The 26,634-nt window shown below is 71.3% G+C and carries 31 protein-coding genes and 1 pseudogene; 19 read left to right on the top strand and 13 right to left on the bottom strand.

Annotation, left to right across the window (positions count from 1 at the left end; genetic code table 11):
• Nucleotides 1-417: 417 nt before the first annotated feature.
• Nucleotides 418-615 (bottom strand): hypothetical protein, encoded by a 198-nt coding sequence (locus ACH4MY_RS08565; RefSeq protein WP_397999454.1) that lies wholly within the window; start codon nt 613-615, stop codon nt 418-420.
• 451 nt (nt 616-1,066) lie between these two features.
• Complete coding sequence (locus tag ACH4MY_RS08570) at nt 1,067-2,419, bottom strand: MFS transporter (protein ID WP_397999457.1); 1,353 nt, start codon at nt 2,417-2,419, stop codon at nt 1,067-1,069.
• A gap of 235 nt (nt 2,420-2,654) precedes the next feature.
• Between ACH4MY_RS08570 and ACH4MY_RS08575 the strand changes: the two genes are divergently transcribed.
• The 5 genes from ACH4MY_RS08575 to ACH4MY_RS08595 all read left to right on the top strand — a co-directional run bounded on the left by ACH4MY_RS08575 (nt 2,655) and on the right by ACH4MY_RS08595 (nt 6,382).
• On the top strand, nt 2,655-2,978 hold the full coding sequence (locus tag ACH4MY_RS08575; RefSeq protein ID WP_397999460.1) for a rhodanese-like domain-containing protein: 324 nt from the start codon (nt 2,655-2,657) through the stop codon (nt 2,976-2,978).
• Nucleotides 2,979-3,080: 102 nt separating this feature from the next.
• Complete coding sequence (locus ACH4MY_RS08580) at nt 3,081-4,469, top strand: rhodanese-like domain-containing protein (protein ID WP_397999463.1); 1,389 nt, start codon at nt 3,081-3,083, stop codon at nt 4,467-4,469.
• A gap of 100 nt (nt 4,470-4,569) precedes the next feature.
• Nucleotides 4,570-5,148 (top strand): rhodanese-like domain-containing protein, encoded by a 579-nt coding sequence (locus ACH4MY_RS08585; protein ID WP_397999466.1) that lies wholly within the window; start codon nt 4,570-4,572, stop codon nt 5,146-5,148.
• Nucleotides 5,145-6,071, top strand: coding sequence for a sulfite exporter TauE/SafE family protein (locus ACH4MY_RS08590; RefSeq protein ID WP_397999469.1), 927 nt, complete (start codon nt 5,145-5,147; stop codon nt 6,069-6,071). The genes ACH4MY_RS08585 and ACH4MY_RS08590 overlap by 4 nt, the downstream gene beginning before the upstream one ends.
• Before the next feature lie 47 nt (nt 6,072-6,118).
• Entirely contained in the window at nt 6,119-6,382 is a 264-nt protein-coding gene (locus tag ACH4MY_RS08595; RefSeq protein ID WP_397999472.1) for a metal-sensitive transcriptional regulator, read from the top strand.
• A gap of 158 nt (nt 6,383-6,540) precedes the next feature.
• Here ACH4MY_RS08595 and ACH4MY_RS08600 read toward each other — a convergent pair whose 3' ends face one another.
• Genes ACH4MY_RS08600 through ACH4MY_RS08610 form a run of 3 tightly spaced genes read right to left on the bottom strand, consistent with a single transcriptional unit; the run spans nt 6,541 to nt 8,562 of the window.
• Nucleotides 6,541-7,353: an SDR family NAD(P)-dependent oxidoreductase gene (locus ACH4MY_RS08600; protein ID WP_397999475.1), complete on the bottom strand. Its 813-nt coding sequence runs from the start codon at nt 7,351-7,353 to the stop codon at nt 6,541-6,543.
• Nucleotides 7,350-8,051, bottom strand: coding sequence for an SgcJ/EcaC family oxidoreductase (locus tag ACH4MY_RS08605; RefSeq protein WP_397999478.1), 702 nt, complete (start codon nt 8,049-8,051; stop codon nt 7,350-7,352). The genes ACH4MY_RS08600 and ACH4MY_RS08605 overlap by 4 nt, the downstream gene beginning before the upstream one ends.
• Nucleotides 8,052-8,109: 58 nt before the next feature.
• The gene (locus tag ACH4MY_RS08610) at nt 8,110-8,562 is read right to left on the bottom strand and encodes an SgcJ/EcaC family oxidoreductase (protein WP_397999482.1); all 453 of its coding nucleotides are present in this window, start codon (nt 8,560-8,562) and stop codon (nt 8,110-8,112) included.
• A 96-nt stretch (nt 8,563-8,658) separates the two neighbouring features.
• Here ACH4MY_RS08610 and ACH4MY_RS08615 point away from each other — a divergent pair, with 96 nt between their 5' ends.
• Together ACH4MY_RS08615 and ACH4MY_RS08620 are read left to right on the top strand one after the other, a co-directional pair.
• Nucleotides 8,659-9,162, top strand: coding sequence for a MarR family winged helix-turn-helix transcriptional regulator (locus ACH4MY_RS08615; protein ID WP_397999485.1), 504 nt, complete (start codon nt 8,659-8,661; stop codon nt 9,160-9,162).
• A gap of 381 nt (nt 9,163-9,543) precedes the next feature.
• Nucleotides 9,544-10,233, top strand: a complete 690-nt coding sequence (locus ACH4MY_RS08620) for a class I SAM-dependent methyltransferase (protein WP_397999488.1) — start codon at nt 9,544-9,546, stop codon at nt 10,231-10,233.
• A 309-nt stretch (nt 10,234-10,542) separates the two neighbouring features.
• On the opposite strand, the gene ACH4MY_RS08625 is transcribed toward ACH4MY_RS08620, so the two are convergent.
• A complete protein-coding gene (locus ACH4MY_RS08625; protein WP_398000535.1) occupies nt 10,543-10,941 on the bottom strand; it encodes a hypothetical protein in 399 nt (132 codons plus the stop codon).
• On the opposite strand from ACH4MY_RS08625, the gene ACH4MY_RS08630 reads away from it, so the two are divergent.
• The 7 genes and pseudogenes from ACH4MY_RS08630 to ACH4MY_RS08660 form a co-directional block, all read left to right on the top strand.
• Nucleotides 10,882-11,064 carry a hypothetical protein gene (locus ACH4MY_RS08630; RefSeq protein ID WP_397999491.1) on the top strand — a complete coding sequence of 61 codons (183 nt, stop codon included), beginning with the start codon at nt 10,882-10,884 and terminating at the stop codon, nt 11,062-11,064. The two genes, ACH4MY_RS08625 and ACH4MY_RS08630, sit on opposite strands and share 60 nt — an antisense overlap.
• A complete protein-coding gene (locus ACH4MY_RS08635; protein ID WP_397999494.1) occupies nt 11,061-11,243 on the top strand; it encodes a hypothetical protein in 183 nt (60 codons plus the stop codon). The genes ACH4MY_RS08630 and ACH4MY_RS08635 overlap by 4 nt, the downstream gene beginning before the upstream one ends.
• Nucleotides 11,240-11,806, top strand: coding sequence for an ATP-binding cassette domain-containing protein (locus ACH4MY_RS08640; protein ID WP_397999497.1), 567 nt, complete (start codon nt 11,240-11,242; stop codon nt 11,804-11,806). The genes ACH4MY_RS08635 and ACH4MY_RS08640 overlap by 4 nt, the downstream gene beginning before the upstream one ends.
• An 89-nt stretch (nt 11,807-11,895) precedes the next feature.
• On the top strand, nt 11,896-12,078 hold the full coding sequence (locus ACH4MY_RS08645) for a hypothetical protein (protein WP_397999500.1): 183 nt from the start codon (nt 11,896-11,898) through the stop codon (nt 12,076-12,078).
• 75 nt (nt 12,079-12,153) lie between these two features.
• Complete coding sequence (locus ACH4MY_RS08650; protein WP_397999503.1) at nt 12,154-12,633, top strand: ABC transporter ATP-binding protein; 480 nt, start codon at nt 12,154-12,156, stop codon at nt 12,631-12,633.
• Nucleotides 12,634-12,663: 30 nt separating this feature from the next.
• A complete protein-coding gene (locus tag ACH4MY_RS08655) occupies nt 12,664-12,897 on the top strand; it encodes a hypothetical protein (RefSeq protein WP_397999506.1) in 234 nt (77 codons plus the stop codon).
• Between the two features lie 246 nt (nt 12,898-13,143).
• Nucleotides 13,144-13,413: pseudogene (locus tag ACH4MY_RS08660) on the top strand (dihydrofolate reductase); the annotation flags it as partial.
• A gap of 293 nt (nt 13,414-13,706) precedes the next feature.
• Here ACH4MY_RS08660 and ACH4MY_RS08665 read toward each other — a convergent pair.
• Complete coding sequence (locus ACH4MY_RS08665) at nt 13,707-14,675, bottom strand: helix-turn-helix transcriptional regulator (protein ID WP_397999509.1); 969 nt, start codon at nt 14,673-14,675, stop codon at nt 13,707-13,709.
• A 62-nt stretch (nt 14,676-14,737) separates the two neighbouring features.
• Here ACH4MY_RS08665 and ACH4MY_RS08670 point away from each other — a divergent pair, with 62 nt between their 5' ends.
• Complete coding sequence (locus tag ACH4MY_RS08670; RefSeq protein ID WP_397999511.1) at nt 14,738-15,352, top strand: TIGR03086 family metal-binding protein; 615 nt, start codon at nt 14,738-14,740, stop codon at nt 15,350-15,352.
• Nucleotides 15,353-15,526: 174 nt separating this feature from the next.
• Here ACH4MY_RS08670 and ACH4MY_RS08675 read toward each other — a convergent pair whose 3' ends face one another.
• Nucleotides 15,527-16,480 (bottom strand): MerR family transcriptional regulator, encoded by a 954-nt coding sequence (locus ACH4MY_RS08675; RefSeq protein ID WP_397999513.1) that lies wholly within the window; start codon nt 16,478-16,480, stop codon nt 15,527-15,529.
• 240 nt (nt 16,481-16,720) lie between these two features.
• Nucleotides 16,721-18,046: a M64 family metallopeptidase gene (locus ACH4MY_RS08680; RefSeq protein ID WP_397999515.1), complete on the bottom strand. Its 1,326-nt coding sequence runs from the start codon at nt 18,044-18,046 to the stop codon at nt 16,721-16,723.
• Nucleotides 18,047-18,209: 163 nt separating this feature from the next.
• On the opposite strand from ACH4MY_RS08680, the gene ACH4MY_RS08685 reads away from it, so the two are divergent.
• Entirely contained in the window at nt 18,210-19,550 is a 1,341-nt protein-coding gene (locus ACH4MY_RS08685; RefSeq protein WP_397999518.1) for a helix-turn-helix domain-containing protein, read from the top strand.
• A 319-nt stretch (nt 19,551-19,869) separates the two neighbouring features.
• Complete coding sequence (locus tag ACH4MY_RS08690; RefSeq protein WP_398000538.1) at nt 19,870-21,117, top strand: geranylgeranyl reductase family protein; 1,248 nt, start codon at nt 19,870-19,872, stop codon at nt 21,115-21,117.
• Between the two features lie 28 nt (nt 21,118-21,145).
• On the opposite strand, the gene ACH4MY_RS08695 is transcribed toward ACH4MY_RS08690, so the two are convergent.
• On the bottom strand, nt 21,146-22,390 hold the full coding sequence (locus tag ACH4MY_RS08695) for a PP2C family protein-serine/threonine phosphatase (protein ID WP_397999521.1): 1,245 nt from the start codon (nt 22,388-22,390) through the stop codon (nt 21,146-21,148).
• 450 nt (nt 22,391-22,840) lie between these two features.
• Between ACH4MY_RS08695 and ACH4MY_RS08700 the strand changes: the two genes are divergently transcribed.
• Nucleotides 22,841-23,056: a DUF6480 family protein gene (locus ACH4MY_RS08700; RefSeq protein WP_397999524.1), complete on the top strand. Its 216-nt coding sequence runs from the start codon at nt 22,841-22,843 to the stop codon at nt 23,054-23,056.
• A 29-nt stretch (nt 23,057-23,085) separates the two neighbouring features.
• A complete protein-coding gene (locus ACH4MY_RS08705) occupies nt 23,086-23,658 on the top strand; it encodes a SixA phosphatase family protein (RefSeq protein WP_397999527.1) in 573 nt (190 codons plus the stop codon).
• A gap of 248 nt (nt 23,659-23,906) precedes the next feature.
• Here the strand turns inward: ACH4MY_RS08705 and ACH4MY_RS08710 are convergent, their stop codons facing one another.
• The 3 genes from ACH4MY_RS08710 to ACH4MY_RS08720 form a co-directional block, all read right to left on the bottom strand.
• Nucleotides 23,907-25,496 (bottom strand): phytoene desaturase family protein, encoded by a 1,590-nt coding sequence (locus ACH4MY_RS08710; protein ID WP_397999530.1) that lies wholly within the window; start codon nt 25,494-25,496, stop codon nt 23,907-23,909.
• On the bottom strand, nt 25,489-25,941 hold the full coding sequence (locus ACH4MY_RS08715) for an SRPBCC family protein (protein WP_397999533.1): 453 nt from the start codon (nt 25,939-25,941) through the stop codon (nt 25,489-25,491). The genes ACH4MY_RS08710 and ACH4MY_RS08715 overlap by 8 nt, the downstream gene beginning before the upstream one ends.
• Before the next feature lie 69 nt (nt 25,942-26,010).
• The gene (locus tag ACH4MY_RS08720; RefSeq protein ID WP_397999535.1) at nt 26,011-26,484 is read right to left on the bottom strand and encodes a hemerythrin domain-containing protein; all 474 of its coding nucleotides are present in this window, start codon (nt 26,482-26,484) and stop codon (nt 26,011-26,013) included.
• Between the last annotated feature and the right edge of the window lie 150 nt (nt 26,485-26,634).

Below are 26,634 nucleotides of genomic sequence, written 5' to 3' on the forward strand. Positions count from 1 at the left end.
TCCTCACCCCTCCCGGCCCCGGTGGACCTTTGCGGTCACAGCACCAGTCACTCAAACTTCGATGGCACACGCTCAAGGTTCGATGTCACAGGACACCCCGCACGGGCCAGCGTCAGCAGCCCGGACCGCGAGGGACGGCCACCGGAAGGGCGAGATACGTGGTCGGCCCCGCGTCACGTACCTGTGAGGGACCGCCCGTGGGATCGAGGAGCCGGAGAAGCCTGGGCGAAGGACGCGGGCGAGCTCCTTCCGGAGTCGGAGTTTCCGCGCAAGATGTCCTCGAACCTCTTCCTGGCGGACGGCACTGTCGTCGGGCGGGCGCTGATCCAGATCGGTGACACGGCCGACGGCTTCACCGCGAATCTGACGGTGGACCGCCGGCCTCCCCGAAGCCCTGAACCGGGGGCGGGGCCCCTTTCAGACGGGCTGGGCGGCGAAGACGAAGATGCCCCCGGCGTTGCGGACGGCGGCGTACCCGTCCGTCGTGAACTGCGGCATCTCCTCGATCCCGGAGGCCGGCAGCTTCTTGTCGCGGGCGTCGAGCGCGGCTCCGGTGCCGTCCAGGTACGCGTAGAGGACGCCGTTGCCCGGGAGGGCGCGAGGCGTGATGTTCACCTCGTCCGTGACCTGGCGCCACAACTCCTTGCCGGTCTCCGTGTTCCAGGCGACCGCCCCCCTTGCCGTACTGCACCACGGCGGTCTTGCCGTCCGGGGAGATGGCGAGGCCGTCGTCATCGACGGTGGTAGACCGGGCGCTTCGGTGCCGCCGACGCGGACGCCGTGACCTTCCCCTTCTCCCCGCCGTCGGCCTTGGCGTCAGGGGCCGCCGCTCCGGAGCACCGGGTCACGAGACCCGTGGACAGCACCAGACCGAGTACCACCGTCGTACGTGTGCGATTCAGATTCCTTGCCCGTCTTCTCTCTTGAGTGATCACGCCCGACGGAGCACCTTACTTTGATCAAGGCCGGCCCCCGTCCGGTCCGGAAGAAGCTTGCGGGCCGGATCGCCTGGGCGGGCGGCGGCTTTCACCGGAGCGACCTCACGAGGCCAAGTCGACTGCGGCGTTCACACGAGTGGCGGCTCGGTTGGTACGGCCGCGGGTGCCGGGAATCCTTCGCTGTCAGGGGCCGTGCGGGGGAGTCGATGGTTCGTGGCGTCGGTGATCCAGCGGGCCGCGAGGAGGCCGGAGGTGGCGGTGAGGGCGGCGGCGGCGATGACGGTTGCGTTCAGGCCGAGGGTGTCGGCGAGGACTCCGGCGATGAGAGCTCCGGCGGCGTAGCCGATGTCACGCCAGAAACGGTAGGTGCCCAGGGCGTTGGCGCGCCAGGTGGGATGGGCGTGGTCGGAGACGGAGGCGATGAGGGCGGGGTAGACCATGGCGGTGCCGAGTCCGAGGGCGACGGCGGACAGGAGTCCGGCCGGGAGCGGGGTGTCCAGCAGGGCGAGGGCGAGGACGAGTCCGGCGGCCTGGACGAGCATGCCGGTGACGATGAGGGGTTTGCGGCCGACGCGGTCGGCGAGGTGACCGGCGGGGATCTGCCCGATGCCCCAGAGGATGGGGTAGAGGCCTTTGATGAGGCCGATGGCGGCGAGCCCGAGGCCGTGGTCGGTGAAGAGGAGGGGGAAGACGCCCCAGGTCAGACCGTCGTTGAGGTTGTTGACCAGTCCGGCTTGGCTGGCGCCGCGCAAAGAGCGGTTCCGCCAGGAGGTGCGGGCGAACGTGGCGGCCGGTCCCGTCTTCTCGCCGAGGGGCAGGGTCGCGGCGTGCTGGGAGAGTTCGAGGGCGACGTGCGCGGCGGTATCCCGTACGGCGAGGGCCAGAGCGAGGCCGGCGACGACGAAGACGATGCCGATGAGTTCCGGCAAGGGGCGCAGGCCGTAGGAAGTGGCGACGTATCCGGTGAGCAGAGCGGTGGCGCCGACGGCGGTGTAGCCGGCGGCCTCGTTCAGTCCGGTGGCCAGGCCCCTGCGGGCGGGCCCCACGAGGTCGATCTTCATGTTGACCGTCATCGACCAGGCCAAGCCCTGGTTGAGGCCGAGCAGGACGTTGGCGGCGACAACCCACTCCCAGGACGGCGCCCAGGCCAGCGCGAAGGGCCCGGGGAGCCCGATCAGCCAGCCGACGACGAGGAGCTGCTTGCGGCGGAAGCGGGCCGTCAGCGTTCCGGCGGCGAGGTTCGTGAGGGCCTTGGTGAGGCCGAAGGCGATGATGAAGGAGAAGACGGTCAGGTCGCTGGTCAGGCCGAAGGTGTCGGTGCCGATCAGCGGCACAGTGGTGCGCTCCAAGCCGATCAGACCGCCCACGGCGACGTTGACGACGACGAGCAGGGTGAACTGAAGCCGGTTCTCACGGAGGCCGAGTCGGACGGGACGTCCTGAGGTGTCGGTCGGCACGGCGGCCGTGGGTGTGGCGTTCACGAGCGGATGCCCTCCGTGCCTTGACGGGGTGGGGAAGGCGCCGGGCGTGTCCCGAGCTGTCACATAGCTCAAACCTGCACTTCAGAATACCCCCACCCGTATTGTGATCGAGCAGCTTCTTATGCATGACCCTGTGGTCCTGGATACCTAGGGGGGTATTTGACTTCCCCTGCGGACCGCCTTACGGTCGAGTACGTAAATACCCAGGGGGGTATCTAAGGCAAGGGCTGTCTCGATGCGTGAAGTAGACATGGGCGTCTTCGCGGCAGGGCTCGCTCACGGTGCGTTCGTCATCGATGTCCGCGAGCCCGACGAGTACGCGGCCGGCCACGTGCCGGGAGCGCGCAGTACCCCGCTGTCAGCTCTTGGAGCCGTTCTCGGCGAGCTTCCGGGCGGCCGGCCGGTGTACGTGATCTGCGCGAGCGGCAACCGCAGCGCCTGGGCCGTCGAACAGCTCGCGGCTCTGGGCGTGGACGCCGTCTCCGTCGTGGGCGGCACCGCGGCCTGGGCCCGCGCCGGTCGGCCGCTCGTGCGCGGCAACGCCGTTCACGCCGCCTGACCCCTGCCTCCGGGGCCGGACCCGCCTTCGAGGCCGGGCCACCGCCCCGTACCCCAGTCCTCGCGCCCGCTTCGGGCGTGCGTTCCTGATGAAGGGATTGCCGTGTTCTTCGCCCAGTACTACCTCGACTGCCTGTCCCAGGCGTCGTACATGATCGCCGACGAGAAGACCGGTCAGGCGGTGGTCGTCGACCCGCGCCGGGACGTCTCGGAGTACCTGGCGGACGCCGCCGCGCACGGATTCACGGTGGTCGGCGTGATCAACACCCACTTCCACGCGGACTTCGTCGCCGGCCACCTGGAGATGGCAGACGAGACCGGCGCGTGGATCGGCTACGGCTCCCGGGCGGAGACCGAGTACCCGATCCGCCACCTCACCGAGGGTGAGCGGATCGCGCTCGGCGACGTCGTCCTGGAGATCATGGAGACGCCGGGCCACACCCCGGAGTCGATCAGCGTCCTCGTGTACGAGCGGGCGGGGGACACGGTGCCGTACGGCGTGCTGACCGGCGACGCCCTCTTCATCGGCGATGTCGGCCGCCCCGACCTGCTCGCCTCGGTGGGCGTGACCGCCGAGGAGCTCGGCGCGATGCTCCACGACAGCGTTCAGAACAAGCTGATGGGACTGCCGGACGAGGTCCGCGTCTTCCCCGCCCACGGCGCCGGATCGGCCTGCGGCAAGAACCTCTCCACCGAGAAGCAGTCCACCATCGGTGAGCAGCGCGCCACCAACTACGCCTGCGCACCCATGCCCCGCGAAGAGTTCGTCGCACTCATCGCCGCAGGCCAGGCGTCCGCGCCCGGCTACTTCGCCTACGACGCCGAGCTCAACCGCAAGGACCGCGCCCGCTACGACGCCACGGCGGCCCCCCGGCCGCTGACGCTCGCCGAGTTCACCGGACTGCGGGCCGCCGGCGCGATCGTCGTGGATGCCCGCGACCCGCAGGAGTTCGCGGCCGGCCACCTGACCGGCGCGGTGAACGTGCCCGCCGACGGCCGGTTCGCCGAACAGGCCGGCAGCGTACTGGACCCGGCCGAGGAGCTGGTCGTCCTGGCCCCGCAGAACCGGGAGGTGGAGGTCGTCACCCGTCTCGCCCGCGTCGGTTTCGACCGTGCCGTGGGTTACGTCCGCAACCCCGAGGATGCGCTGCGGGTGATGGCCGACGAGGTCGCCCCAGCCAGTCGGCTCACCGCCGCGCACCTGAAGGCCGCCCTGGCCGGGGAGAACCCGCCGCTCGTGGTGGACGTGCGCACCTGCGGCGAGCGCGAGGCCAACGGCTTCATCCCGGAGGCCCTGCACATCCCGCTCGGCGAACTGCCCTCCCGCACCGGCGAGCTGCCCGCCGACCGGCCCCTCGTCCTGCACTGCGCCGGCGGCCACCGCTCCTCCATCGCCGCCAGCCTCCTGCGCCACCGCGGATTCGGCGACGTGTCCGACATCCTCGGCGGCTGGGCCGCCTGGGCCCTCGCGGCCGAGACCGTGAACGTCTGACCGGCGCGACTCCGATCCCCTGGGGCCCGCGATCCATCCGGGCCCCAGCAGCTCCCACATATACCCCCCAGGGTGTATATGGATCATTCGAAGGAATCCGATGAGCACCACCCCCGCCCCCTCGCTCACTGCCGCAGTACTGCACCGACTCGTTCAGGAAGGGCGCGTGCCGCGCCTGCTCGACGTGCGGACGCCCGGTGAGTTCCGTACGGCGCACATCCCCGGCTCGTACAACGTGCCCCTGAACACCTTGCGTGAGCACCGCGCCGAGCTCCTGGCCCACCTGGACGAGGACGTCGTGCTCGTCTGCCGCTCCGGGCAGCGTGCCGCGCAGGCCGAGAAGGCCCTGTCGGAGGCCGGGCTGCCGAACCTGCGCGTCCTGGAGGGTGGGATCGTCGCCTGGGAGACGGCCGGAGCGCCCGTGAACCGGGGTCCGGAGCGGTGGGACATGGAGCGCCAGGTGCGGCTCGTGGCGGGCTCGATCGTCCTGGCCACCGGCCTTGTCGGGCTGCTCGTCTCGGGCGCGCACCTGATCGGCACCGCGGTCGGGGCAGGCCTGACGTACGCGGCCCTCAGCAACTCCTGCGCCATGGGTGTCCTGCTGTCCAAGCTGCCCTACAACCGTGGCCCCCGCGCCGACATCCGCACCGTGATCGCGGAGCTGCGGAGCGCGTCGTGACCGCCCTGATCGTGGCGGTCTCCCTGCTCATCGGTGTCAGTCTCGGCGTCCTCGGCGGCGGCGGGTCCATCCTGACCGTACCGATCCTGGTCTACCTGGCCGGACAGGGCACCAAGGAGGCCATCGCCACGTCGCTGTTCGTCGTCGGCGTCACGAGCCTCGCCGCTCTGATCCCGCACGCGCGGGCCCATCGGGTGCGGTGGCGGACCGGTCTGCTCTTCGGCGCCTTCAGTATGGTCGGCGCGTACGGCGGCGGGCGGCTGGCCGAGTACATCCCGGGAACGGTCCTGCTCGTCGCGTTCGCGCTGATGATGCTGGCCACTGCCTACGCGATGCTGCGCAAGCCCCGAAGCGGCAAGAAGGGGCAGGCGCGGCCCGCGCGCCACGAACTGCCCCTGAAGCACATCGCGGTGGAGGGACTCGTCGTCGGCGCCGTGACCGGTCTGGTCGGCTCCGGCGGCGGCTTCCTCGTCGTCCCCGCCCTCGCCATCCTCGGCGGCCTGCCGATGGGCATCGCTGTCGGCACCTCGCTCCTCGTCATCGCGATGAAGTCCTTCGCCGGACTTGCGGGGCACCTCTCCGGCGTCGAGATCGACTGGCGACTCGCCCTGACCGTGACCGCCACAGCGGTGGTCGGCAGTCTGGTCGGAGGGCGGCTCGCGGGCCGCATCCCGCAGGACACGTTGCGTACGGCGTTCGGCTGGTTCGTCGTGGTCATGGGCGTCTTCGTCCTCGCCCAGCAGCTCGACACCGGCGTCTGGAACCACCCCGCCACCTGGGCCGTGCTCGGTGCCGCCCTGGCCGTCGGGCTCGCTTCCCGGCTGCGGCGGGCCCGACGCTCATCGAGTCCTCGTGCGGCTGCCTCCGGGCCACGGCACGCCACGCCAAGGGAGGGACACGAGCGCCACACAGTAAGGTCCTGATTTATACCCCTTAGGGTATTCTCGTCAGGGGGGTGAAGGAGGATCTCGTGCAGGTGGACGAAGAAGCGGTACGGCCCGTCCTGAACCGTCTGCGGCGGGCGCAGGGGCAGCTGGCCGCGGTGATCACGATGGTGGAGTCCGGCCGTGACTGCAAGGACGTCGTGACCCAGCTGGCCGCCGTGTCCCGGGCCCTGGACCGGGCCGGGTTCAAGATCGTGGCGAGTGGGATGCGTCAGTGCCTCGCCGATGACTCCGACGCCCCGCCCATGACGCAGGACGAGCTGGAGAAACTCTTCCTCACCCTCGCCTGACCCATTCCACCGGCCGGCACATCATCATGTGCCGGCCGGTCGGGCTGTTCCCGGTCGATTGCCTCGCGGCTCGCCATCCGGCAGGGAGCGGGAGGAAGATGACCCGGCTCTCCCACTCACGGGCGGCCGCGGTGGACCTGGCCCGCACACCGATACAGTTAGCGGCTGAGCATCGCCAGGAGCGTGCGGCGCGGCAACAGGCGGGTGGCGAGGACGAAGAGGGAGTTCGCCCGCCCCGGGACGACGGTGGGGCCGGTACGGCGGTCCAGGGCGCGCAGAGCGGTGCGTACGACCGCCGTCGGGCTCTGGACCATGGCTGCCGGGGCGTCCTGGTGGCGACGGGAGGCCGCCCCGGGGCCGGAGGCCTGCTGCGACTCCGGCTCCGTCCCCGGCTCCAGCTCCGGCTCCGGCTCCGAGGAGGTCGGGCCGGGGGAGAGGGCCATGACATGGACGCCGAGGGGGCGTTGCTCGTACCAGAGGGCTTCGGAGAAGGCTGTCACGAAGGCTTTGCCGGCGCTGTAGACGGCGAGGCCCGGGGCCGGGGCGTGCGCGAGGGTGGAGGAGACGTTGATGAGCACGTCCCCGCGCCGGGCCCCGGAGAGGAAGGCGTGCGCCAGTACGACGACGGCGTCGCCGTTCAGGTGCAGGGCGGCCAGCGCTTCCCGTGGGCCGGTCCCGGTGAAGGGGCCGTGGTGGGCGGTGCCGGCGTTGTTGACCAGCAGCTCGACGGGTCGCCGGACCAGCTCGGCGGCGACCAGTCCCTGCCCTTCGGGGGTCGAGAGGTCGGCGACCAAGTAGCGGTGGCCGGGTCCGAGCTCCTCTACGAGCGCGCGCAACCGGTCCTCGCCCCGGGCCACGGCGGTCACGGTCCAGCCGGCCGAGGCGAGTTCGTGGGCGAAGGTCAGGCCGATGCCCGCACTGGCCCCGGTGACCAGGGCGGCGCGAGCGGGTCGGGCCGCTCGGGCGGTCACTTCTCGGCCCCGGGCACCGTGCCGGGGGACAGCAGGAAGGAGACCTTCTCCATGACCGGCTGGCGCTGCGTGTTCTGGAAGGCCGCGATTCGCCACCGCCCGTCGGCTTCCCGGGTGAGCGTGTACGTCTGGACCTTCGACAGCTCTCCCGGCCGCCCGCCCGTGTACGTGTCGCCGCGGCTGGTGACGACGGCCGCGTCGGGGCCGAGGAAACGGATGCCCAGGATGGAGTCGGCCAGCTTCGTCCCCTTGACGAAGCCGCCGAAGAGGGCCCGATGGGCCTCGATGATGTCGCCGCGGCCCTGATAGTGGGTACCGACGTACGTCGTGTACGTGGCGTCCTGCGTGAAGAGGGCGCCGTACGCGTCGGCGTCGGCCGCACCCCAGGCCGCGGCGAGCGAGGACAGCACGCCGCACACGGCGTCGCGGTCGCCCGTACCGGTGCCGGAGCCCGCCGGGGTGACGGCGGTGCACGCCGCGGCGCCGGTGACCTTGACATCCGAGGCCGAGTCGAGCCACAGGTAGCCCCCACCGGCCGTCAGGCCGAGGGTGAGCGCGGTGGCGATCAGGGCCCGCTTGAGGGTGCGTCGGCGTCGGCGGGGCGAGGCGGGAGGGGCGGGCGAGGCGGCCGGGGCACCGGCTCCGTCGCGCGGGGCGGCTGCGGTGGCGAGGTCGGTGGTGGTGAGGTCGGTCGTCATGCGGGCTCTCCGTAAGGTTGTCGGGTCGGCGAGTGCTGCGGGTCGGCGGCCGCGCACGTCAGTGCTCGGCGGACGGGACGAGGCCCGGGGCGAGGTGGTAGGACACGGCCTCCATCAGCGGCTTGCGCTTGGTGTTCTGGAAGGCGGCGATCCGCCACTGCCCGTCGGTCTCGCGGACGAGCGTGTACGTCTGGATCTTGCCGAGCTTCTCCGGGCGCTTGCCCTTGTACGTGTCCCCGCGCCCGTTCACCACGGCCACGCCGGGCCCGTAGAAGCGGATGTCGAGGACCTCGTCCGCCAGTCGGGTGCCCTTGAGGAAGCCGGCGAAGAGGGTGCGGTGGCTCTCCACGATGTCGCGGCGCCCTCGGTAGAAGGTGCCGACGTAGGTGATGTACGTGGCGTCCTCGGTGAACAGTTCGCCATAGGCCTCGGCGTCGTGGCGCTCCCAGGCGGTGACGAGGCGGTTCAGCACGGCCTGGACGGAGGCGACGGACTCGCTGATGGGCTGCATGACGGACCACTCCCCAATTGGCTAGACTGATGCAGATACTGAACGAACGCAGTATCTGCATGCGTGCAGATATAAAGGTAGGAGGCGATCCCGTAAATGGCAACAGGTGGCGGCGCGGACGCGCACACGGTCTTCCGGCAGTACCTGGACGCCGTCGGACTCCAGGGTCTGGCCAGCGCGGAGGCGGCCGGCCTGCACACGTCCGAGTGGTACGCGCTCAGCCTCATCACGCTGGAGGGGGGGCTGTCCTCCGGTGAGCTCGCCACCCGTACCGGGCTGACCACGGGCGCGACCACCCGGCTCATCGACCGACTCGAACGGGCCGGCTACGCCCGCCGGGCCGCCGATCCGGGCGACCGGCGCCGGGTCATCGTGGAGCCTGTGCCGGACGCGCTGGACCGCATCGAGGACGTGGTCGGCCCGGCCCGCCGGCACATCGCGGCGGTGATCGGCTCCTTCCCGCCGGAGCACCGGGCTGTGCTCTTCGACTACTTCGCCCGCGCCGCGCCCGCGTTCCGCGCGGCCACGGAGGAGATCCGCGGCGCCACCGCGCCCCGGCGAAGCAAGAGCCGTCCGGAGAAGCCGGAGGAGGCCAGCTAAGGGGGTGTCTTTCCGAAAACGCACCTTGCCTGGGACAGGCGAGGTCGGCCCTTGGCCTTCCTGGTCACCGGCGGCAACCGCGATGACTGCCCTGAGGCGGAAGCCGTCAGCACCACGATGCGCGGCCCGTAACCGGGTCCGGGCAGGCCCCGGACCCGGCCCGCACACGTCGTCGGGGACGAGGGCTACGCCGCCCGCGGATTCCGGGTACCTACGCGGGCGAAAGATCAGAGCGCCTCGAACTGGACCCGACCACCCGGGTCGCGGGGCGCCCGGCCCGCGCACCCCACGGGCTGAATGTGCGGAGGTCCCTACGTGGCGGTGGCCGGGGCCCGGTGAAGGACAACTGGCAAGAGCAGGCGGCCACTAGTGTCCCCAGCTATGACCGAACCGACCTACCTGCATGCCACCCGCGTGGCCTACGACACCGTTGCCGAGAACTACGCCAAGCTCGTGCCCGCCGCGTTCGAGGACGATCTGTACGGCCGCGCGATGATAGGCGCGTTCGCCGAACTCACGCGGGACTTCGACGCCGGGCCCGTCGCTAATCTCGGCTGCGGGCCCGGCCACGTGACAGCGCACCTGCAGTCCCTCGGGGTGGCCGCGTTCGGCATCGACCTGTCCCCGGAAACGGTTGCGGTCGCCCGGCGCAGGCATCCGGAGCTGCAATTCGACGAAGGGTCGATGACCAGCCTGGACCTGGCCGACGGCAGTCTGGGCGGCGTCATCGCCTGGTACTCGATCGTGCACACCCCTCCGGAGGTGCTGCCGGTCGTGTTCGCGGAGTTTCACCGCGTGCTGGCTCCGGGCGGCCATCTGCTGCTCGCCTTCAAGGCCGGTGACAGGCTCCGACACCTGGAGAACGCATACGGGCACGAGCTGTCCCTCGACGTCTACTGGGTCTCTCCTGACCGCATCGCCGAGCTGCTGAGCCAGAACGGGCTGATGGTCGATGCCCGGCTGATCCGCGAGCCGAACGAGCAGGAGCAGCCCCGGCAAGGTCAGCAGGCGTACCTCCTGGCCCGAAAGCCGGCGAAGCCTGGAACAAGGGTTGCCGACACCATCGCGTGACACGACCCAGTGGTCCGCGGGTGTGCTCTGGAGGTTCGTGGACGCCGGCGGGCGGCGGGTCGCGTTCGGCAACGTGTCGGGCGACCGCGTCGACGCCTGGGCGGGCGTACCGTTCCAGTGAGAGTGCGGAGGCGTGTCGTCGCCACAGATCAGGACCGACTCGCCGCGCTCAAGCGGTCCGATCTACGCACTGTCTGGCGCGGCTGTGGGCACGACGGCCGGCTGTTGACCAGCGGGTGGAGGTCGTCCTGGTCGTTTGCGTACGCCTTCAACCGCCTCTGGTTCCGCGGCTCTTGCCAGCAGGGCGCATCAGCGGGTGGGGGTGGGGAGATGTCCGGTGAGGTAGTGCTGTACGGCGGGGCCTACACAGGCGACGAGGTGTTCGGTGTCGGCGTGGGCGAGGGCGAGGGCGTTGAGAATGTGCCAGCCGCTGGCGAGGCCGAGGAGCTGGGTCATGACGAGGGAGATCCGCAGTTCGGGCTGGTCCCGTCCGGAGGCGGCGACGACGGGGCCGACCATCTCGGCGGCGAAGAAGCGGCCGAGGGCCGCGGCGGCTTCCTCGTCGGTGAAGACCGAGCGCAGCATCGCCGTGGCGGGTGTGCGGAAGGCGGGGTCCTTCCAGAGACCGAGGTAGAGACGGACCAGGCGTTGCCCGAGGTCGGTGGGGTCGCTGCGGACGAGGTCGGCGATCTCGGCACGCTGGAGCAGCTGGCCGGGATGCCGTTCAAGGCGTCCGACGTGATCGGCGGGAAGATCGCCCCGTACTTCGTGCTGGCCGCGTTCGACATGGTCCTGGTGACCGTGCTGGGCTGCCTGCTGTTCGGCGCATGATCTCCAACGGCGTCATGCTCCGCGACGCCCCGCTCGACTCCCTCGCGCTGCCCCTCGGCGTCCTGGCGGGCATGGCGATCCTGGTCTTCACCGCCGCCGTGCTGCGCTTCCGCCGTGACCTGGCCCCCGCCGCCCCGAAGGCGGCCCGCAAGGCCGCACTCGCCGGGAGCGCCCGGTGACCCCCGACCCGACCTCCCCGGATCCGGCGAGCGGCTGGGGCGCGTTCGACGTCAGCGTCGCCTTCAGTGCCACCACCGCGCTCGACGACGTCACGCTTGCCGCCGTTCCTGGCCAGGTCGCCGCCGTCGTCGGCGGGGACGGCGCCGGCAAGACCACCCTGCTGCGTACCCTCGTGCGCCGGGTCGCCCCCTCCACCGGGCACGTCGAAGCCCCCGCCACGGTCGAGTGCGGCTTCATGCCCACCGGCACCTCAGGGGTCTGGCAGGACCTCACGGTCGTCGAGAACATCGCCTTCGTCGTCGCCGCCCACCACCTGACCGGCACCGCACTCGACCGGCGGCGCGACGAGCTGCTGAAAGCGGCGGGCCTGGACCGGGCGACCGACCGGCTGGCCGGTGCGCTCTCCGGCGGTATGCGGCAGAAGCTCTCCTTCTGTCTGGCCACCCTGCACCGCCCTCGCCTCCTCGTCCTCGACGAGCCGAGCACCGGTGTCGACCCGGTCTCCCGCGTCGACCTGTGGCGGCTGATCTCCCGCGCCGCCGCCGTCATGGCCACCACCTAACTCGACGAGGCCGAACGCACCTCCACCTGCCTCGTCCTCAACGACGGGCACGCCCTCGCCTCCGGCACTCCGCCGACGTCCTCGCCCACGTGCCCGGAACCGTCACCAGCGGCGACGCTCCCGCCGGGCCGCGCGAACTGTCCTGGCGCCGCGGCCGCGCCACCCGCTCCTGGCACCCCGGCCCCGCCCGTCCCGGCGAGCAGCCGGTCACCGCCGACATGGAGGACACCGTCATCGCCCTCACCCTCGCCGCCCAGCAGCAGGAGGCCTGACATGAGTGACGTCCTATCAGTGCCGAGACCGTCACCAAGCGGTTCGGCACGTTCACGGCCGTCGACACCGTCACCATGAACGTCCGCCCCGGCGAGATCGTCGGCCTGCTCGGCGCCAACGGCGCCGGGAAGACCACCCTCATCCGCATCCTGCCCGGCCTGACCCTCCCCACCGAAGGCGCCGTCACCGCCTTCGGCCGGACCCCCGACCGCACCACCCGCGGCCGCCTCGGATACGTCCCCCAGGGCCTGGGCCTGTGGCAGACCCTCACCGTCGCCGAGAACGTCTCCTTCGCCGCCGCGGCCTTCGACGCCCGGCCTCCTGTCCTCGAACCCGCCCTCGCGGCCGTCGAGCACCGCCTCGTCGGAGAGATCGGCCTCGGCCTCCAGCGCCAACTCGCCTTCACCATCGCCCTCGCCCACCACCCCGAACTCCTCGTCCTGGACGAACCCACCTCCGGCGTCGCCCCCCTTTCCCGCGCCCGCCTGTGGGACGCTTTCCACGAACAGGCGGAGCAGGGCACCGGGGTCCTGGTCACCACCCACTACATGTAGGAAGCCCGGCAGTGCGACCGGCTCATCCTCATGTCCCACGGGTACGCGGTCGCCGCCGGCACCGAACGCGAGATCATCGGCACCACCACAGCGGTGGAGGTCGACACCTCCCACTGGGCCGAAGCCTTCGCCGCCCTCGACCGGGCGGGCTTTCCTGTGACCCTCAACGGCACCCGCGTCCGCCTCGCCGACACCCCGCCCACCACCGTCCGCGCGGAACGCGGTCCCCACACCACGCTCAAGCGGGCGCCCGGACCTCGCTGACCTGCTGGCTACCTCACTCCGGACGCTCGCCCGTTCCGGCGGCAGCCCGAGGCCCACTTCGGCCACGGGTTCCGGGCGTTCGCCAGGCTCACGCCGACCCGGTACGTCGAAGTCCGACGCCGGTTCCCGCGCGAACATCCCGGTCACGCGCTGGACAGCCGGCCTCTTCCGGCCCATCGATTCCTTACAGGAGCGGCAGCTCATGACACGCTAATTTGAGGGCACCCCAAAGCAGAGGAGAGCCCTGTGGGCAAGGTGGTCATGTACAGCTCGGTGTCGGTGGACGGCTTCGTCGCGGACGAGAATGACCAGCCGGGACCACTGTTCGACTGGTTGTCCAGCGGTGACGTCCCGTTGGACGAGAGCGGCGCGCTGAAGGTGTCGCAGACGTCCTACGACTACACCCGGCCGTACTGGGACCAGATCGGTGCGACAATCGTCGGCCGCCACGTCTTCGACATCACGGACGGCTGGGACGGGAAGCCTCCGGGCGGGATCGACCACGTGGTCGTCGTTGGAAGATCCTGACGTGGTGATTCAGGGCAACCAGGTGCTTCACCTGCGCTACCGGGTGAGCCGTTGACCGATCCGAGCGGAACACCAAGAGGCGCGGGCACCGACTGAGGGGTCGGCGGCGGAGTCGGTCACGCCCGGGGCGGGGTCGGGATGCGCAGTGATGTCGGACTTCGTCCGGTCGGTCCGGGCCCGGCGAGTGCCTGTTCCGCTGTCGACACGTTGGCCTCGGCGTCCTCATGCCGTTCTGTGCGTCGAGGTAGACGCTGTTGTTCTTCGTGCACTCAGCCTCAGGGTCAGTGCACTGTTTGTTGTTCAGAGCCTGGCGGTCCGTACACACCGCCCAGCTCGACCGCCAGACGGGCGAGCCGCTCCCTCGCCTCGGGCGGGTCCAGCACCTCGATGCGTGCCCCCAGCCCGGCCAACTGTGTCGCGACGACTTCCGGCGTCGGCCCGTCGATCCGTATCTCCGTCCACCCGTCGGGGAGCATCGGACCGACGTGCAGGCTTCCGTCGAACAGCCGCTTCAGGATCGGCATGGCACCCGGCTCGGCCCGGGCCCGAACCGTCGCCGCGTACAGCCGCTCCTCCAAGCGCGCGGCGAACGAACGCCAGACCGTGGGAAGGTCGAAGCCGTCCGGCCGTACGACGGGCTCGCCGGTTGCCTCGACCGAGTCGACCCGGCTGAGCCGGAAGGTCCGCAAGCCCCGCTCCGTATCGGCGACGAGGTAGTCGTGACCCGCCTTCGTCACGAGCCCGAGCGGATGGACGGTTCGCACGCCGACGGGCTTGCCGGGCCCGGCGTATCCGAGCCGCACTTGAATCCCGTCCACCACGGCTCGCCGGAGCGCGTCGAGGTGCGGTCCGGTGGCCGGGCCGGTGCGGGACCAGTCTGTACCGTCGGTGAGGCCGGCCCGCGACGCGGCCTCGGCGCCCGAACGCAGGGGTGCGGGCAGCGCACGTACCAACTTACGCATGGCCGTGCGGAGTTCGGGAGTGGTCGACGAAGGACCCGCGAGCAGGAACAGTGCCCGGATCTCCTCGGCGGTCAGCCCGGTGAGGTCCGTACGAGCGCCGCCGACCAGCGACCAGCCGCCGCCGCGGCCACGCTGCGAGTAGACGGGGATGCCCGCGGTGGACAGGGCTTCCAGGTCGCGGCGTGCGGTCCGTGGCGACACCTCGAGTTCGGCGGCGACCTCGGCCACGGTCACCCGGGTGCGGGTTTGGAGGAACAGCAGCGTTGCCACCAGACGATCGGCTCTCATACCGATCATTCTCTTCGGGAAAGTGGCCAGGAGATGACCTGTTTGGCTTCCAGGATGGGGTCATGACTCACACCGAGAACACCCCACGGTCCACTGTCACCCCTGACGCCACCGACGACCCTCGCCACCACCTGCTGAAGGCAATCGCGCTGGCCGGACGCACCGTCGCCGCGGTCCGGCCCGAGCAGTTCGACGGGCCCACGCCCTGCCCCGAATTCACCGTCCGCCGGCTGGCCGGGCACCTCGTCGCCGTCCTGCGCCGAATCTCCCTCGCCGGGCGCGGCGGTGACGTGACGAGTCTGCCCACGGTCGACGACGACCTCGCGGACACCGACTGGCAGGAGGCGTGGGACGCCGCGGTGCGTGAGGTCGAGGCGGCGTGGGCGGATCCCGCGATCCTGGGCCGGACGCTGACCCTTCCGTTCGGCAGCCTTCCGGGTGCCGCCGCCGCAGCGGTCTGGACCTCGGAATTCACCGTTCACACCTGGGACGTGGCCACCGCGACCGGTCAACTCCCGGAGTGGGGGCCCGAGATCGTGGCGATTTCGTACGCCGCCATGAGGCGCGGGCTGCCCACCGGGCCGCGTGACGGCGCGCCGTTCGGGGCCGCGGTGGACGTCGACGCGGACGCGCCGGCCATCGACCGCCTCGTGGCATGGTGCGGACGCAAGCCGTAATCAGCATCCGAAACAAGGAGGGGCAGCGGCCCGCCGAAGCCGACGACCGCCCCGTCCCGGGCCAGGGGGAAGGCGAACTGATCGTCGGCGGGGGAACGGATCCGCCGTCGGACGCCCCTGGGACCTCGCGGCCTGGTCGAGGCCGCGAGGAACGGGGGAACGCCGGGCGCGGGACTACTCCACGCGGGACGGCTGCCCGGTGCGGGCGCGCAGGGCCTGCGTGAACCACGTGAACACCGGAGCCAGGCTGGGCGGGACGGGCCATCCGTTGATGACGGCGAGCAGGTGCCAGTAGCGTTCCGCGCGGGTGTCGCCGGCGACCTCCAGGCGTGTCAGCAGCCAGCGGCGCAGGTCGGCGTCGTCAGCGCGGGTGAAGGTCTGCGCATAGCGAGCCGTGAGGGCGTCGACAACGGGTGCGGCCTCGGCCGAGGCCGGGGCGATGTCTCCTTCGATCGCGCGGCCGACGCTGTCCCGGACGGCCTCGGTGAGGTCGTGGTGCAGGCCGGTGCGGTCGCCCTGGGCGCGCTCGGCCGCCTGGTACTGCGCCATGCGGCGCACGGCCGCGCGGAAGTCGGGATCCTTGGTGAGCTCGGCGAGTTCCACCCAGGCGTCGACCTGCTCGGGTTCGGGGTCGTCCGGCAGCTCCGGCATGGCCGAGCGCATCATGTCGACGAAGTCGGCGTTGGCATCGAGCCCACCGAATGCGTCGTCGATGAAGTCGGTGATCAGGCGTCGGCGTTCGTCGTCGGAAAGCTTGGCGAGCTTGTGCATGAGATCCATCTCCTCGGGGCTGGAGCCACGTTCGGCCACCGCACGCAGCACAGCGCGCCGCATTCGCAGCGTGCGGATCTGCACCTCCAGGGCGTCGGCGTGCGCGGCGGCGACCTCGGGGACCGAGACCTCCCGATCCAGCAGCCGCCGGATGATGCCGAGGTCGAGTCCCAGGTCACGCAAGGTGCGTACCAGATCCAGACGTGTGAGCGCGCCGATGTCGTAGAGTCGGTAGCCGGCCGGGCTGCGGTCTGTCGGCGGCACGATCCCGGTGTCGGAGTAGAACCGGATGGTCTTGACCGTCAGCCCGGTCCGCCGGGCCAGGTCACCGATCGTGAAGAGCGTGTCGCCGTCCATGCCCTCACTCTCATGCCTCCCCCTACGGGAGACTCAACCCCAGTCTCCCCGCTCGGCAGTCAATCCAGAGGTCCTGACGATTACTCACCCGGCGTCGCGCACACCACAAGAAGCCGACCAGAGCCGGATCTCGGTTGCGAAGCCGACCCGGATACGCCCCTGGACCTCGCTGTGAAGGACCTGGCAGCCGCCCTCGTGAAGTGGCAGAACTTCTAGAGCACTCGGGACCGGCTCCACCCGTCAGAGCCGGACCGTCCAGCTGACCGTGGACCTCATCGTCCGGGCGATGCCTCGGTCCCGCACAGAGGGCGTACGGTCCTCGGCCGTGAGGGACAGTGTGTGCTTCCGAAGGTCGAGCAGGCGCAGGGCCAGGTCGGACACGCGTACCTCGGTGCGGCCCGCGAGAGACTTCACCTCTCGCCCGTCCAGATGCCAGCGGATGGTGAGTTGACGCCCGTCCGCGCCCGTCAGCCGCGGTACGAGGGCCTTGGCGGTGTCGCGTGCGCGGAGGGTGCGATCGGTGGCCGTGACGGGGGAGGCGATGCGCGCCTCGCGGTAGAAGCCGGCGATCATCGCTTCCACTCCGGGCAGGTTGAAGGGCTTGCCGAGGGAGCGCATCAGGGAGTTCTCGGTGGGGCGCCGCAGCCCGGTGACGTAGTAGCCGCCGCCTTCGTACGCGCCGACGGTGCCGCCGTCGGGAGACTGCTCGCCGAGCCAGCGGTGCCACTTGGCGCCCCGGTCGGCCATGTCGTCGGCAGTGAGGGTGGTGATGTTGGAGTCGGCGGGCTCGGGACCCAGGTACCGCTCGTAGCCGGGGTAGTCGGGGTAGAAGTACTCGTCGGCGAGCTTGCCCAGGGAGTGGCCGGTCTCGTGGATCGCGACCTGGCCGGACTTCTCGTTGCCCGCCGAGGCCGTTGAGATGCCCTCGTAGCCGAGGGTCTCACTGCGCTCGTTGTAGCCCGCGCCGCCGTACTTGGTGCTGTTGGCGAGGACGAGCACGAGGTCGGCCTCCGGCGCCTTCGCGACGTATCCGTCGACCTTGTCCTGGTCGATGCAGAGCAGCCGTTCGATCGTGTCGCACCAGAAGTACGAGCCGAGAGCCGTGTCCCGGAGGGTGTCGGGAGAGGGGTCGCCGGAGACGCCGGACTCGTTCGAGACGGCGTCGACGGTCCAGACGTTGAAGAGGCCTCGGTAGGTGGTGTACGGCTCGACGGCCGTCAGCTCGGCCCATTTCCGCTGGGCGTCGGCGTGGAAGCGGGGCAGTTCGGCGACGGTGTAGCCATCTCCGACGACGACGATGTCGAGCCGGTCGGCGGTGGGGCCGTTGTCGACGATCTTGGCCACTTCGCCGTCGGCGGCCACCTCGGTCGCCGTCAGGCGGGAGGCCGCCAGGTTCCGTCCCTCCGCCGGTACACGCGTGTGGCCGGATCCGGCGGACGCCCCGTGTTCCGGCCCCGGTATCTCGACCTCGACCCGGGCCGTGGAGGGCGCCGTCGGGTCAGCGGCTGCGCTGCCGGGTGCGGCGGCGAGAACCGCCGTGAGGGCGACGGTCACTCCGACCGCCATGGCTCCTCGTCGTGCTGAACGCATGAAATCAGCCCCTTGCCAGGCGAGTTAAGTGCATCAGTAAATGCACTGAAGGAGTCGCTTAACCTAGGGCGAAGGCGAGGGCGTGCGCAATGCCTCCTGCTTCTGAATACTGGGCAGTTCACGAACCAGGGGGATCCACATGGACGATCCGGCCACGATCGGCCACCGAGTGCAGCGGCTGCGCGCTCAACGCGGACTGACACAGCGACAGTTGGCCGAGCCCTCCTACACCCCCGCGTATGTGTCGACGCTGGAGTCGGGCAGGGTCAGGCCATCGGAGACCGCACTGCGGTTCCTCGCGGAGCGGCTCGGTACGTCGTACGAGGAGCTGGCCACCGGCAGGCCCGCGCACCTCGCCACGGAGCTGCGGCTCGCTCTCGTCGACGCGCGCCGGCAGCTGGCCACCGGGACGGCGGAGGAGGCCGCCGTGAGCTACCGGCGCCTGCTCACCGACGCAGAGGGCCTCGACCTCGTGCCCGAGCAGACCGAGGCGCTGCTCGGGCTCGGCGACTGTGCCCTGGAGACCGGTGAACTGGACGCCGCGGGCCGCCACTTCCAAGCCGCCGAGCGACTCCTCGCCGAAGAGCCGCTGCCCTGCCGCGCACGCGCGATCCGAGGCCGTGCCGTCGCGCACCTCCTGGCCGGCGAGCTGCGTTACGCCTGCTACCTCCTCGAGTCCACCATCGACGAGCTCGGCGCGAGCGGTCTGGCCGACCCCGAGGCGCTGGTCATCCTGTACGCCGCCGTGATCGGCCCGTACATGGACATGGGCGCCCACGCCCGTGCCGCGCACGCCGCCGAGCTCGCCCTGGCGCTCGCTCCGCAGGTCGACGACCCGGCACTGGTCGCGGGCATGCACCGGCAGGTGGCCCGCACCTTCCTCGCCGAGGGGCGCACGGCCGAGGCGGATGCCTCACTGGCCAAGGCGCAGGCGATCTACCAGCAGCTCAGCCTGCGCACCGATCTCGCGCACTGCCACTGGATGCGCGGCTACGTCCAGGCTCAGAACGGCGAACTCGCCTCGGCCGAAAAGGAGTTGCGCGCTGCCCGGGACATGCTGAACGTCAAGCGCGCGGCGCTGTTCACCGCGCACGTGGAGGTGGAGCTGGCCGATGTCCTCCGGCGGCTCGGACGGCACGACGAGGCGTCGGACCTGCTCTCCGCATTTCTTGAGCCCGGTGATCGGCACGGCGCCGTGCACGCGGGGGGTGCGCACAGGCTGCTCGGGCTGATCGCCGAGGAGCGAGGGGACAGCGAGACGGCCGAGGAGCACTACGTCATGGCGCTGGGGCTGCTGGAGCGCAGCGGAGCGAGCGGCGACCTCGCCGACCTGTGCCGTCTGCTGGGCGACCTTCTGCGCCGCGGCGGCCGTACCGAGGCCGCGATGGACGCGTACCGTACCGGGCTGGGCCACCGGTCGCCCCCTGGCACGACGACGCTGGGGCCGGCTCCGACGGCGGTGGCGTTCCCGCGGCACTGACGGCCGGTTCGATCTGGACGAGGACGACGTCGCACACCGGCCGGTCACTGAACCGCGCCTCTGGTGCGTTCTTCCCCGGCGGCATGCTCTTCGCTCTCGGGTGCCGGGGTCGTTCAGTTCGGCTCGGGCGACCCGGTCGGGAGCGCCTCGATCCACTCCAGGCCTTCGAGCGACCCGAGGACTCGGCCGCGCCGCACGTTCCACCGCCTCCCGCCCTGGGCATAGTGGTGGGGTGATCACCAAAAGCGGCGAGGCCGGTGACCGGCGCGACACCGTCAGCTCGGGCCCTGAAGGCGCCGGTGACGAAGAGGCACAGGTCATCGTGGTGGGGGCGGGTCCGGCGGGTTCCACCGCCGCGGTGCACCTCGCGAGAGCGGGTGTGGACGTGCTCCTCCTGGAGAAGGGCGGTTTCCCCCGGGAGAAGGTGTGCGGCGACGGGCTGACACCGCGCAGCGTGTACCAGTTGGTGCGGATGGGCATCGACATCGATGCACCGGGGTGGATGCGCAACAAGGGCATGCGATGGGTCTGCGGCGGTCATCAGGCGGAGATCGACTGGCCGCGCCTGGGAGCCCTTCCCGACTTCGGACTCACCCGCACTCGGCATGACTTCGACGACCTGCTCGCCGCCCACGCCCGCGCCGCCGGAGCGCGTCTCCGTACTCACGTGAGGGTGACGGGCCCGCTGACCGACCGGGCAGGACACGTCATCGGCGTGTCCGCCTCCCGTGGCCCGGGGCAGGAACCGGTGCGCTATCGGGCGCCGTTGGTGGTCGCCGCCGACGGAGCCTCGGCGCGCACGACTCTCGGCCTGGGGTTCGAACGGGATGCCAAGAGGCCCGTCGCAGCCGCTGCCCGGCGGTACTACCGCAGCGAGGCGCGTACGCACGACCCCTACCTGGAGCTCTGGGCCGACCTGCGCTGTCCTCGTACCGGACGGGATCTGCCCGGATACGGATGGGTGTTTCCCCTGGGGGACGGGCGCGTCAACGTGGGCCTCGGTGTCCTGCCGCAGCAACGGCGGCGCAGGCCGGTGGACCTGCGAGCGGCGCTGGACCACTGGCTGCCCCGCCTGCCCGCGGACTGGGGGCTGAACGAAGAGACCGCCGACTCGCCGCTGCGCAGCGCGCCGCTGCCGATGGGACTGAACCGGCGTCCGCAGTACCGGCGGGGCGTACTGCTCGTGGGCGACAGCGCCGGCATGGTCAGTCCGTGGAGCGGCGAGGGCATCGCCCAGGCCATGGAGGCCGCCGAGGTGGCGGCGGACGTCATCGCCCTGGCGCTGGCCCGCCCGGCCGGACCGCGCCGGGAACACGCGTTGCACCAGTACCCGGCCGAGATCCGGCGCCGCTGGGCGCGCTACTACCGGCTGGGCGGCCTCGCCGGGGATCTGGTCTTCTCGCGCTACGGCTTCCGGCCCGTCCTGCATCCCCGTGTGATGGCCTCACCCCCTGTGCTGCGCACCCTGGCCCGCCTGCTCACCCATGTGACCGACGAGCCCGCACAGGACACGATCGACGCTGTCCTCCACGGGCTGCTGCGCCTCGTTCCCACTCCACGGAGGTAGACCCGGTGCCGGGAGGTCGCCCGCCGGCTCAGACGCGGACGACGACGAGGGCGATGTCGTCGCGGGCTCCGCTGGCGACGCCGAGTCGCGCGAGCAGCGCGTCGGCCAGCTGAGCCGGGTCGAGGCCGGCGAGGTCGCCCAGGGCGGTGGTGAGCCGGTCCAGGCCGGTGTCGATGTCCTCGTCGCGACGTTCGATCAGTCCGTCGGTGTAGAGGACGAGGGTGTCACCCGGGCGGTAGGAGATGCCGGCCTGCGGCCGGGGAACGTGCTCGGGCCTGGCTCCCAGCGGCGGGTCGGTGGCCTGGTTCAACAGCTCGCATGTGCGGTCCGCGTGCAGCAGCACCGGCGGCGGGTGCCCCGCGCTGGAGTAGACGAGCAGTTTGGAGCGGGTGTCCACGAGCACGCTGACGGCGGTCGCGGCGAGCGCGCCGTCCACGGAGCGGGCGTACATGCCGAGCACCTCCAGGGCCCCGGCGGGTCCGGCCACCGCCCGACTGGCCGCGGACAGCGCGCTGCGGAGCATGCCCATAACGGTGGCCGCTTCCAGCCCGTGCCCGACGACATCGCCCACGGCGACGGTGAACCGCCCCTCGGCCAGGTCGACGGTGTCGTACCAGTCGCCGCACACGTTCAGCGATCCGATCGCCGGCAGATAGCGCACCGCCACGTCACTGTGCCGGGCCAGGTCGGGGGAGTGCAGCATCGCCTCCTGCAGGGTGACGGCGATCTCCCGCTCCCGGGCGTGCGCCGCCCGCAGCTCCTCGTTCAGCCGCTGCAGCTCCCGCGCGCGGGCGTACAGCTCGGCTTCCATCCCCTCCTCGCGCTCGGTCATCCGCCGTCCCTCGTTCCGGCCCCGGAACCGTCGGGATTTCATGAACGCCGTCACGTCCTCCACGCGGTGGATGATCCACGCGACCCGCCCGTCCGCGTTCTTGACCGGGGTGTTCACCGGCGACCACCAGCGCTCCTCGAACACACCGGGCCGCGAGACGACGGGGATGTCGTACTTCTGCACCGCCATGGTGTCGGCCTCACCGGTGGCCAGCACCCGCCCCAGCGACGCCCCCAGGTTCTTCACCCCGTCCGCGTCCGGGTCGGCGGGATTGTCGGGGAACGCGTCGAACACGTGCCGCCCGAGGAGATCGTCCCGGGTGCGACCGGTCGCCCGCAGGTACGCGTCGTTGACGTCCACGATCACCAGATCCGGTGCCAGCACCAGATAAGGGCTGGGCGTCGCGGCGAACAACGCCCCGTGGTCGATCTCCGGCCTCACAGGCGTTCCGATCCTCGTCCCGAGAGGAGCCCCTTCAGACCAGCGTACGCAGCGCTCCGGCCGACCGCGCCTCAGCAGGCCGGCGCGGCGGGACCGGCCGCCATGACCCGGCCACTCCACCGCGGTGGCCGGGTGGTGGGCGTTGCGTGGGAGGCGGTGTGGTCCACCCGTCTCGTCGGATGAATGTTCACACAGTGGTCGGTGAAGATCATCCGGAGTGCCGGTCCGTCCCCGAGAGGCTGGGGGCGCGGTGCACGGAGGGGGACCTCGGCGACAGGAACCGCGACCGAGGGCGTCGGCACCGGCCGGGTGGGCGGTGTTCCGGCCCGCCTGCCGCAGCAAGCGTGAGCGGGCGGCCCGCGGGTAGCCGCCGGGTACCGGTCCTCAGGGCTGTACGCCGGGTCGGCTGCGGCGCTTGACAGGCCGGACGTCTCCTGGGAGGTGCACACCATGACCCCGTCGAACCCGGCTTCCGATCCCGATCCGCGCAGGGGCAGCGCCCCGCCGGGCGAAACTCCGGCGGGGGAGTCGAGCACCGGCTCCGGGGCGGGCCCGTACAGGCCCCTCTCGCGCGGCTGGGGCAAAGGGCCGCTCATCGTGATCTGTCTGGTCGCCCTGGTGGTCGCCCTGTTCTTCCTCGTCTACGCCATCGTCCTGATCATCTGAGCCCCGCCACTCCGGGAGGCGATCGAAGCATGTCGCCGGAAACCGAAATCCATGGGACGGCCTCCGGAGCCGGCAGCGGCGCCGACTGCCGGCTGTTGCTCGTGCGCCATGCGAAGGCGGAGCCCAAAGGGCGCACGGACGACTTCGAACGGAAGCTGAGCGCTCGGGGGCGCGCCGATGCGGCCGAGACCGGCCATTGGCTGGAGCAGTCTCCGTACAGGCCCGAGCTGGTGCTGTGTTCGCCGGCTCGTCGGGCGCGCAAGACGTGGCGGCACGCCGAGCCGGCGCTGACCGACCGGCCGGCCACCGTGTATGACGAGCGGCTCTACAACGCGGGTCCGAGCGAGTTGGTCGCCACCCTCGCCGACCTGGGCACGGGCCTCGGCGTTCTCGCTCTCGTCGGCCACAACCCCGGTCTCCACCAACTGGCCTCGGCCCTGTGCGGCAGGGGGCCGTCGGAGCTGCTGGAACGCCTGAGGGCGGCATTCCCCACGGCAGGTGTCGTCGTCGTGGACTGCGTCGGCGGATGGGACGGGCTGGCCCCGGGCCGAGGCACCCTCATCGACTTCTGGGCCCCGGACCGCCGTCATCACGCGACATGACCTGAGACCCGCGTCGAGGCCGCCCCGGAGTGGGGAGGGGACGCGGGTCGGCGCCACGCCTTGTCCTCCAGGTGGGAGCCGAGCATCCGGCCCATGCGGAGGCCGCCGTTCACCGTCCAGGCTGAGCAGAAGGAGCCACGTTGGACCGACGGGCGTCGGGGCCTCAGCGCCCGCCTCTGCGACCTTCAGGACCAGGCACGGGCAGGACCAGGCAAGGGCGGCCCCATCGCCCTGACAAGGCTGATGAATCAGACGTACTGGGCGCGGTGGAGGAGGCTGTGCAGGCCGTGGGCGCGCAGGGCTGCGCGGGCGGCGTTCGCGCCGGGCGCGCCGTGGACGCCGCCGCCGGGGTGGGCCGCCGCGGAGGCGAGGTAGAGGCCCTTGACGGGGGTCTCGGGGCGGCCGGTGCCCGGGGTCGGGCGGAAGACGGCCTGCTGGTGGAGAGCGGTGGTGCCGTTGTTGATGGCGCCGTTGTGGAGGTTCTCGTTCATGGCCTGCAAGGTGGTGGGAGCCAGGATCCGGCGGGAGCCGATCAGCGCGCGGAAGCCGGGCGCGTACCGCTCCACCTGGGCTTCGACGCGGTCGGCCAGGGCCTTCTGTTCGCGGGCGTCCCAGCGGCCGGTGATTCCGTCGGGGCCGGCGTCGGCGCTGATGTGCTGGGGGAGGTGGGTGTAGGCCCAGGCGGATTCGGTTCCGGCGGGTGAGCGGGTGGGGTCCGCGGTGGTCATCTGGCCGAACAGGGCGAAGGGCTGGTCGGGGACGTGTCCCACGGCGAGTTGCGCGGCGTAACGGGTCAGGCCGTCGACGCCGTCGGCCAGATGGACCGTTCCGGCTCCGGCGGCCTGCGGCGCCGTCCAGGGCACGGGTCCGGTCAGCGCCCAGTCGACCTTGAAGGTCGCGAAGTCCCACTGGAACCGATCCAGATCCCGCAGGAGGCGGGCGGGCAGGTGCTCCTCGCCGACGAGCTCCCGGTAGAGGGCAGGCGCCGAGGTGTCGGCCAGAACGGCCCGCCGCGCGCCGATCCGCTCCCCGCCCGCGCTGACCACCCCTACGGCTCTGCCGCCGCGTACGGAGACGGAGGCGACCCGTTCCCCGCAGCGCAGGACCCCGCCCTTGCGCCGCAGCCGGCTCACCAGGGCCGCGGTGAGAGCGCCGGCGCCACCGACCGGCACGGGGAAGCCGTGGCTCTGTCCGAGCATGGACATGAGCCAGCCGAAGCCGCCGCTCCCCGCAGCTTCGGGGGCGAGGTCCGCGTGCAGGGCGTTCCCGGCGAGGAGGAGCCGCCCGCCTTCCCCGGCGAACGTCTCCTCGCCCAGACGTCGCACCGGCAGTGCCAGGTTCCGGGCCAGCCGCAACCCCCCGGCGGCCCGGAGTTTCGCCGCGAGGCGCAGTCCCGACCGCAGCGGAGGGAACGGGGTGAACAGCGACGACACCAGGTCCGGCCCGATGCGGCCCCAGACGTCGTACATGCCCCGCCACGCGTCGCCATCGGTTCCCGCGAAGCCGTTCAGCCCGGCCGAGGTCTCCTCCACCCGCCGCTCCAGTACGGCGCACCGGCCGTTCAGGAGGGGGTGGGCGAGCACGCGCGGCGCGTGGCTCCACCGCAGCCCTTCGGCCGCGAGGTCGAGGCCGGCGAGGACGGGGGAGGCGGCGGCCAAGGGGTAGAAGGCGCTGAAGACGTCCGTCACGTAGTCGGGGTGGACCGCCCGGTCGCTGCGCACGGCGCCTCCCGGCTCCGGCTGTGCTTCCAGGACCTCCACGCTCCAGCCGGCGTCGGCCAGCAGGTTCGCGGCCACCAGGCCGTTGGGGCCGGACCCGATCACCACCGCGTCAGGCATGACGTGTCCCCACGCCGTCCCGTTCCACCAGCTTGGCCAGGCGGGCGAGCATGCCCCGGTGGCGGATCTGCAGCAGTGCCTCGCTCGCGGGATTGTGCAGGACCCCGCCCGGGCCGCGCAGCGGGTGCTCGTCGCAGACGACGAGTGTCTCCTCGCCCCAGGGACGGAGCTGGATGAAGATCCGTGCACTCCCCAGCCCCTTGGCCATCGCCTCCAGCTCCAGTTCCCTGCCCGGCTCCGCGTGGCGGACGGTGGTCACGCTCTGAGCCGACCACGGGCCGAGCCGGACCGTGTAGCGCAGACGCGACCCGATCGCGGGCCAGTCGGGATCGAGCGGCGCCGACTCCGAGGGGCCGACGACCCACTTCCCGTACTGGCTCGGGTTCGCGAGGACGGCCCAAACCGCATACGGAGGGCGCCGGATCAATTGGTGACGGACGGCCATGAATGATCTCCTCCCGGATACGGACGGGAACAGTGGGCGCAGTGGTGCCCGAGGGGCACGGGCGGGGGCCTACTGGTGGGCGCTGGGGACGGCGAGGGGCTCTTCCGGAGCGGTCTTCCTGGCTTCTTCCATCTTCTCGCCGAGCTCGGTGAGGCGCTTGCGGCCCATGGCCTTACGGACGTCGGGGAACCACTCCTTCTCCTCCTCCTCGACATGGTGGCGGACGTTCTCCATCAGGACGGACATCTTCGCGTCGAAGCGCTCGTCGGCCGGGTCGAGATCCTTGAGTTCGGACAGCATCCACAGCACGACGTGGTGCTCCTCCACGCTTTCCAGGACGTGGTCCTTGCGGTCGGGGGCGGCTTCGCGGGCAGCGGGGTAGAAGATCCGCTCCTCGATCCAGGTGTGGGTGGTGAGTTCCGCGATCACCCTGTCGGCGATCCTGCGCTTCTCGGTGTGGGCGTTCTCCCCGGCTTTCTCGAAGCGCTTGAAGAGCTTCTCCACCGTCTTGTGATCTTCCTTGAGCAGTACGATCCCGTCCACAGCGCTTCCTCACGTCTGTTCACCGGGGGACGGCTCGTGCCGCCCCGCAGGCGTGTACCCGCATGATGCGGTGCCAGTCGGCCGTGACATGCGCTTACCTCGGAATGACGACCGGATTGGACCGTACGCCGAACCCATGGGGGAAACGTC

This window comes from Streptomyces sp. NPDC017246 (assembly GCF_044331325.1).
GTDB lineage: Bacteria > Actinomycetota > Actinomycetes > Streptomycetales > Streptomycetaceae > Streptomyces.

Excerpts from the sequence above, each read along its gene's own strand:
- ACH4MY_RS08575 (WP_397999460.1), top strand. The coding sequence starts at position 2,655 with ATGCGTGAAGTAGACATGGGCGTCTTCGCGGCAGGGCTCGCTCACGGT.
- ACH4MY_RS08585 (WP_397999466.1), top strand. The coding sequence starts at position 4,570 with ATGAGCACCACCCCCGCCCCCTCGCTCACTGCCGCAGTACTGCACCGA.
- ACH4MY_RS08605 (WP_397999478.1), bottom strand. The coding sequence starts at position 8,051 with ATGACGACCGACCTCACCACCACCGACCTCGCCACCGCAGCCGCCCCG.
- ACH4MY_RS08610 (WP_397999482.1), bottom strand. The coding sequence starts at position 8,562 with ATGCAGCCCATCAGCGAGTCCGTCGCCTCCGTCCAGGCCGTGCTGAAC.
- ACH4MY_RS08615 (WP_397999485.1), top strand. The coding sequence starts at position 8,659 with ATGGCAACAGGTGGCGGCGCGGACGCGCACACGGTCTTCCGGCAGTAC.
- ACH4MY_RS08620 (WP_397999488.1), top strand. The coding sequence starts at position 9,544 with ATGACCGAACCGACCTACCTGCATGCCACCCGCGTGGCCTACGACACC.
- ACH4MY_RS08635 (WP_397999494.1), top strand. The coding sequence starts at position 11,061 with ATGATCTCCAACGGCGTCATGCTCCGCGACGCCCCGCTCGACTCCCTC.
- ACH4MY_RS08650 (WP_397999503.1), top strand. The coding sequence starts at position 12,154 with ATGAACGTCCGCCCCGGCGAGATCGTCGGCCTGCTCGGCGCCAACGGC.
- ACH4MY_RS08655 (WP_397999506.1), top strand. The coding sequence starts at position 12,664 with ATGTCCCACGGGTACGCGGTCGCCGCCGGCACCGAACGCGAGATCATC.
- ACH4MY_RS08665 (WP_397999509.1), bottom strand. The coding sequence starts at position 14,675 with ATGAGAGCCGATCGTCTGGTGGCAACGCTGCTGTTCCTCCAAACCCGC.
- ACH4MY_RS08670 (WP_397999511.1), top strand. The coding sequence starts at position 14,738 with ATGACTCACACCGAGAACACCCCACGGTCCACTGTCACCCCTGACGCC.
- ACH4MY_RS08675 (WP_397999513.1), bottom strand. The coding sequence starts at position 16,480 with ATGGACGGCGACACGCTCTTCACGATCGGTGACCTGGCCCGGCGGACC.
- ACH4MY_RS08680 (WP_397999515.1), bottom strand. The coding sequence starts at position 18,046 with ATGGCGGTCGGAGTGACCGTCGCCCTCACGGCGGTTCTCGCCGCCGCA.
- ACH4MY_RS08685 (WP_397999518.1), top strand. The coding sequence starts at position 18,210 with ATGGACGATCCGGCCACGATCGGCCACCGAGTGCAGCGGCTGCGCGCT.
- ACH4MY_RS08700 (WP_397999524.1), top strand. The coding sequence starts at position 22,841 with ATGACCCCGTCGAACCCGGCTTCCGATCCCGATCCGCGCAGGGGCAGC.
- ACH4MY_RS08705 (WP_397999527.1), top strand. The coding sequence starts at position 23,086 with ATGTCGCCGGAAACCGAAATCCATGGGACGGCCTCCGGAGCCGGCAGC.
- ACH4MY_RS08710 (WP_397999530.1), bottom strand. The coding sequence starts at position 25,496 with ATGCCTGACGCGGTGGTGATCGGGTCCGGCCCCAACGGCCTGGTGGCC.
- ACH4MY_RS08715 (WP_397999533.1), bottom strand. The coding sequence starts at position 25,941 with ATGGCCGTCCGTCACCAATTGATCCGGCGCCCTCCGTATGCGGTTTGG.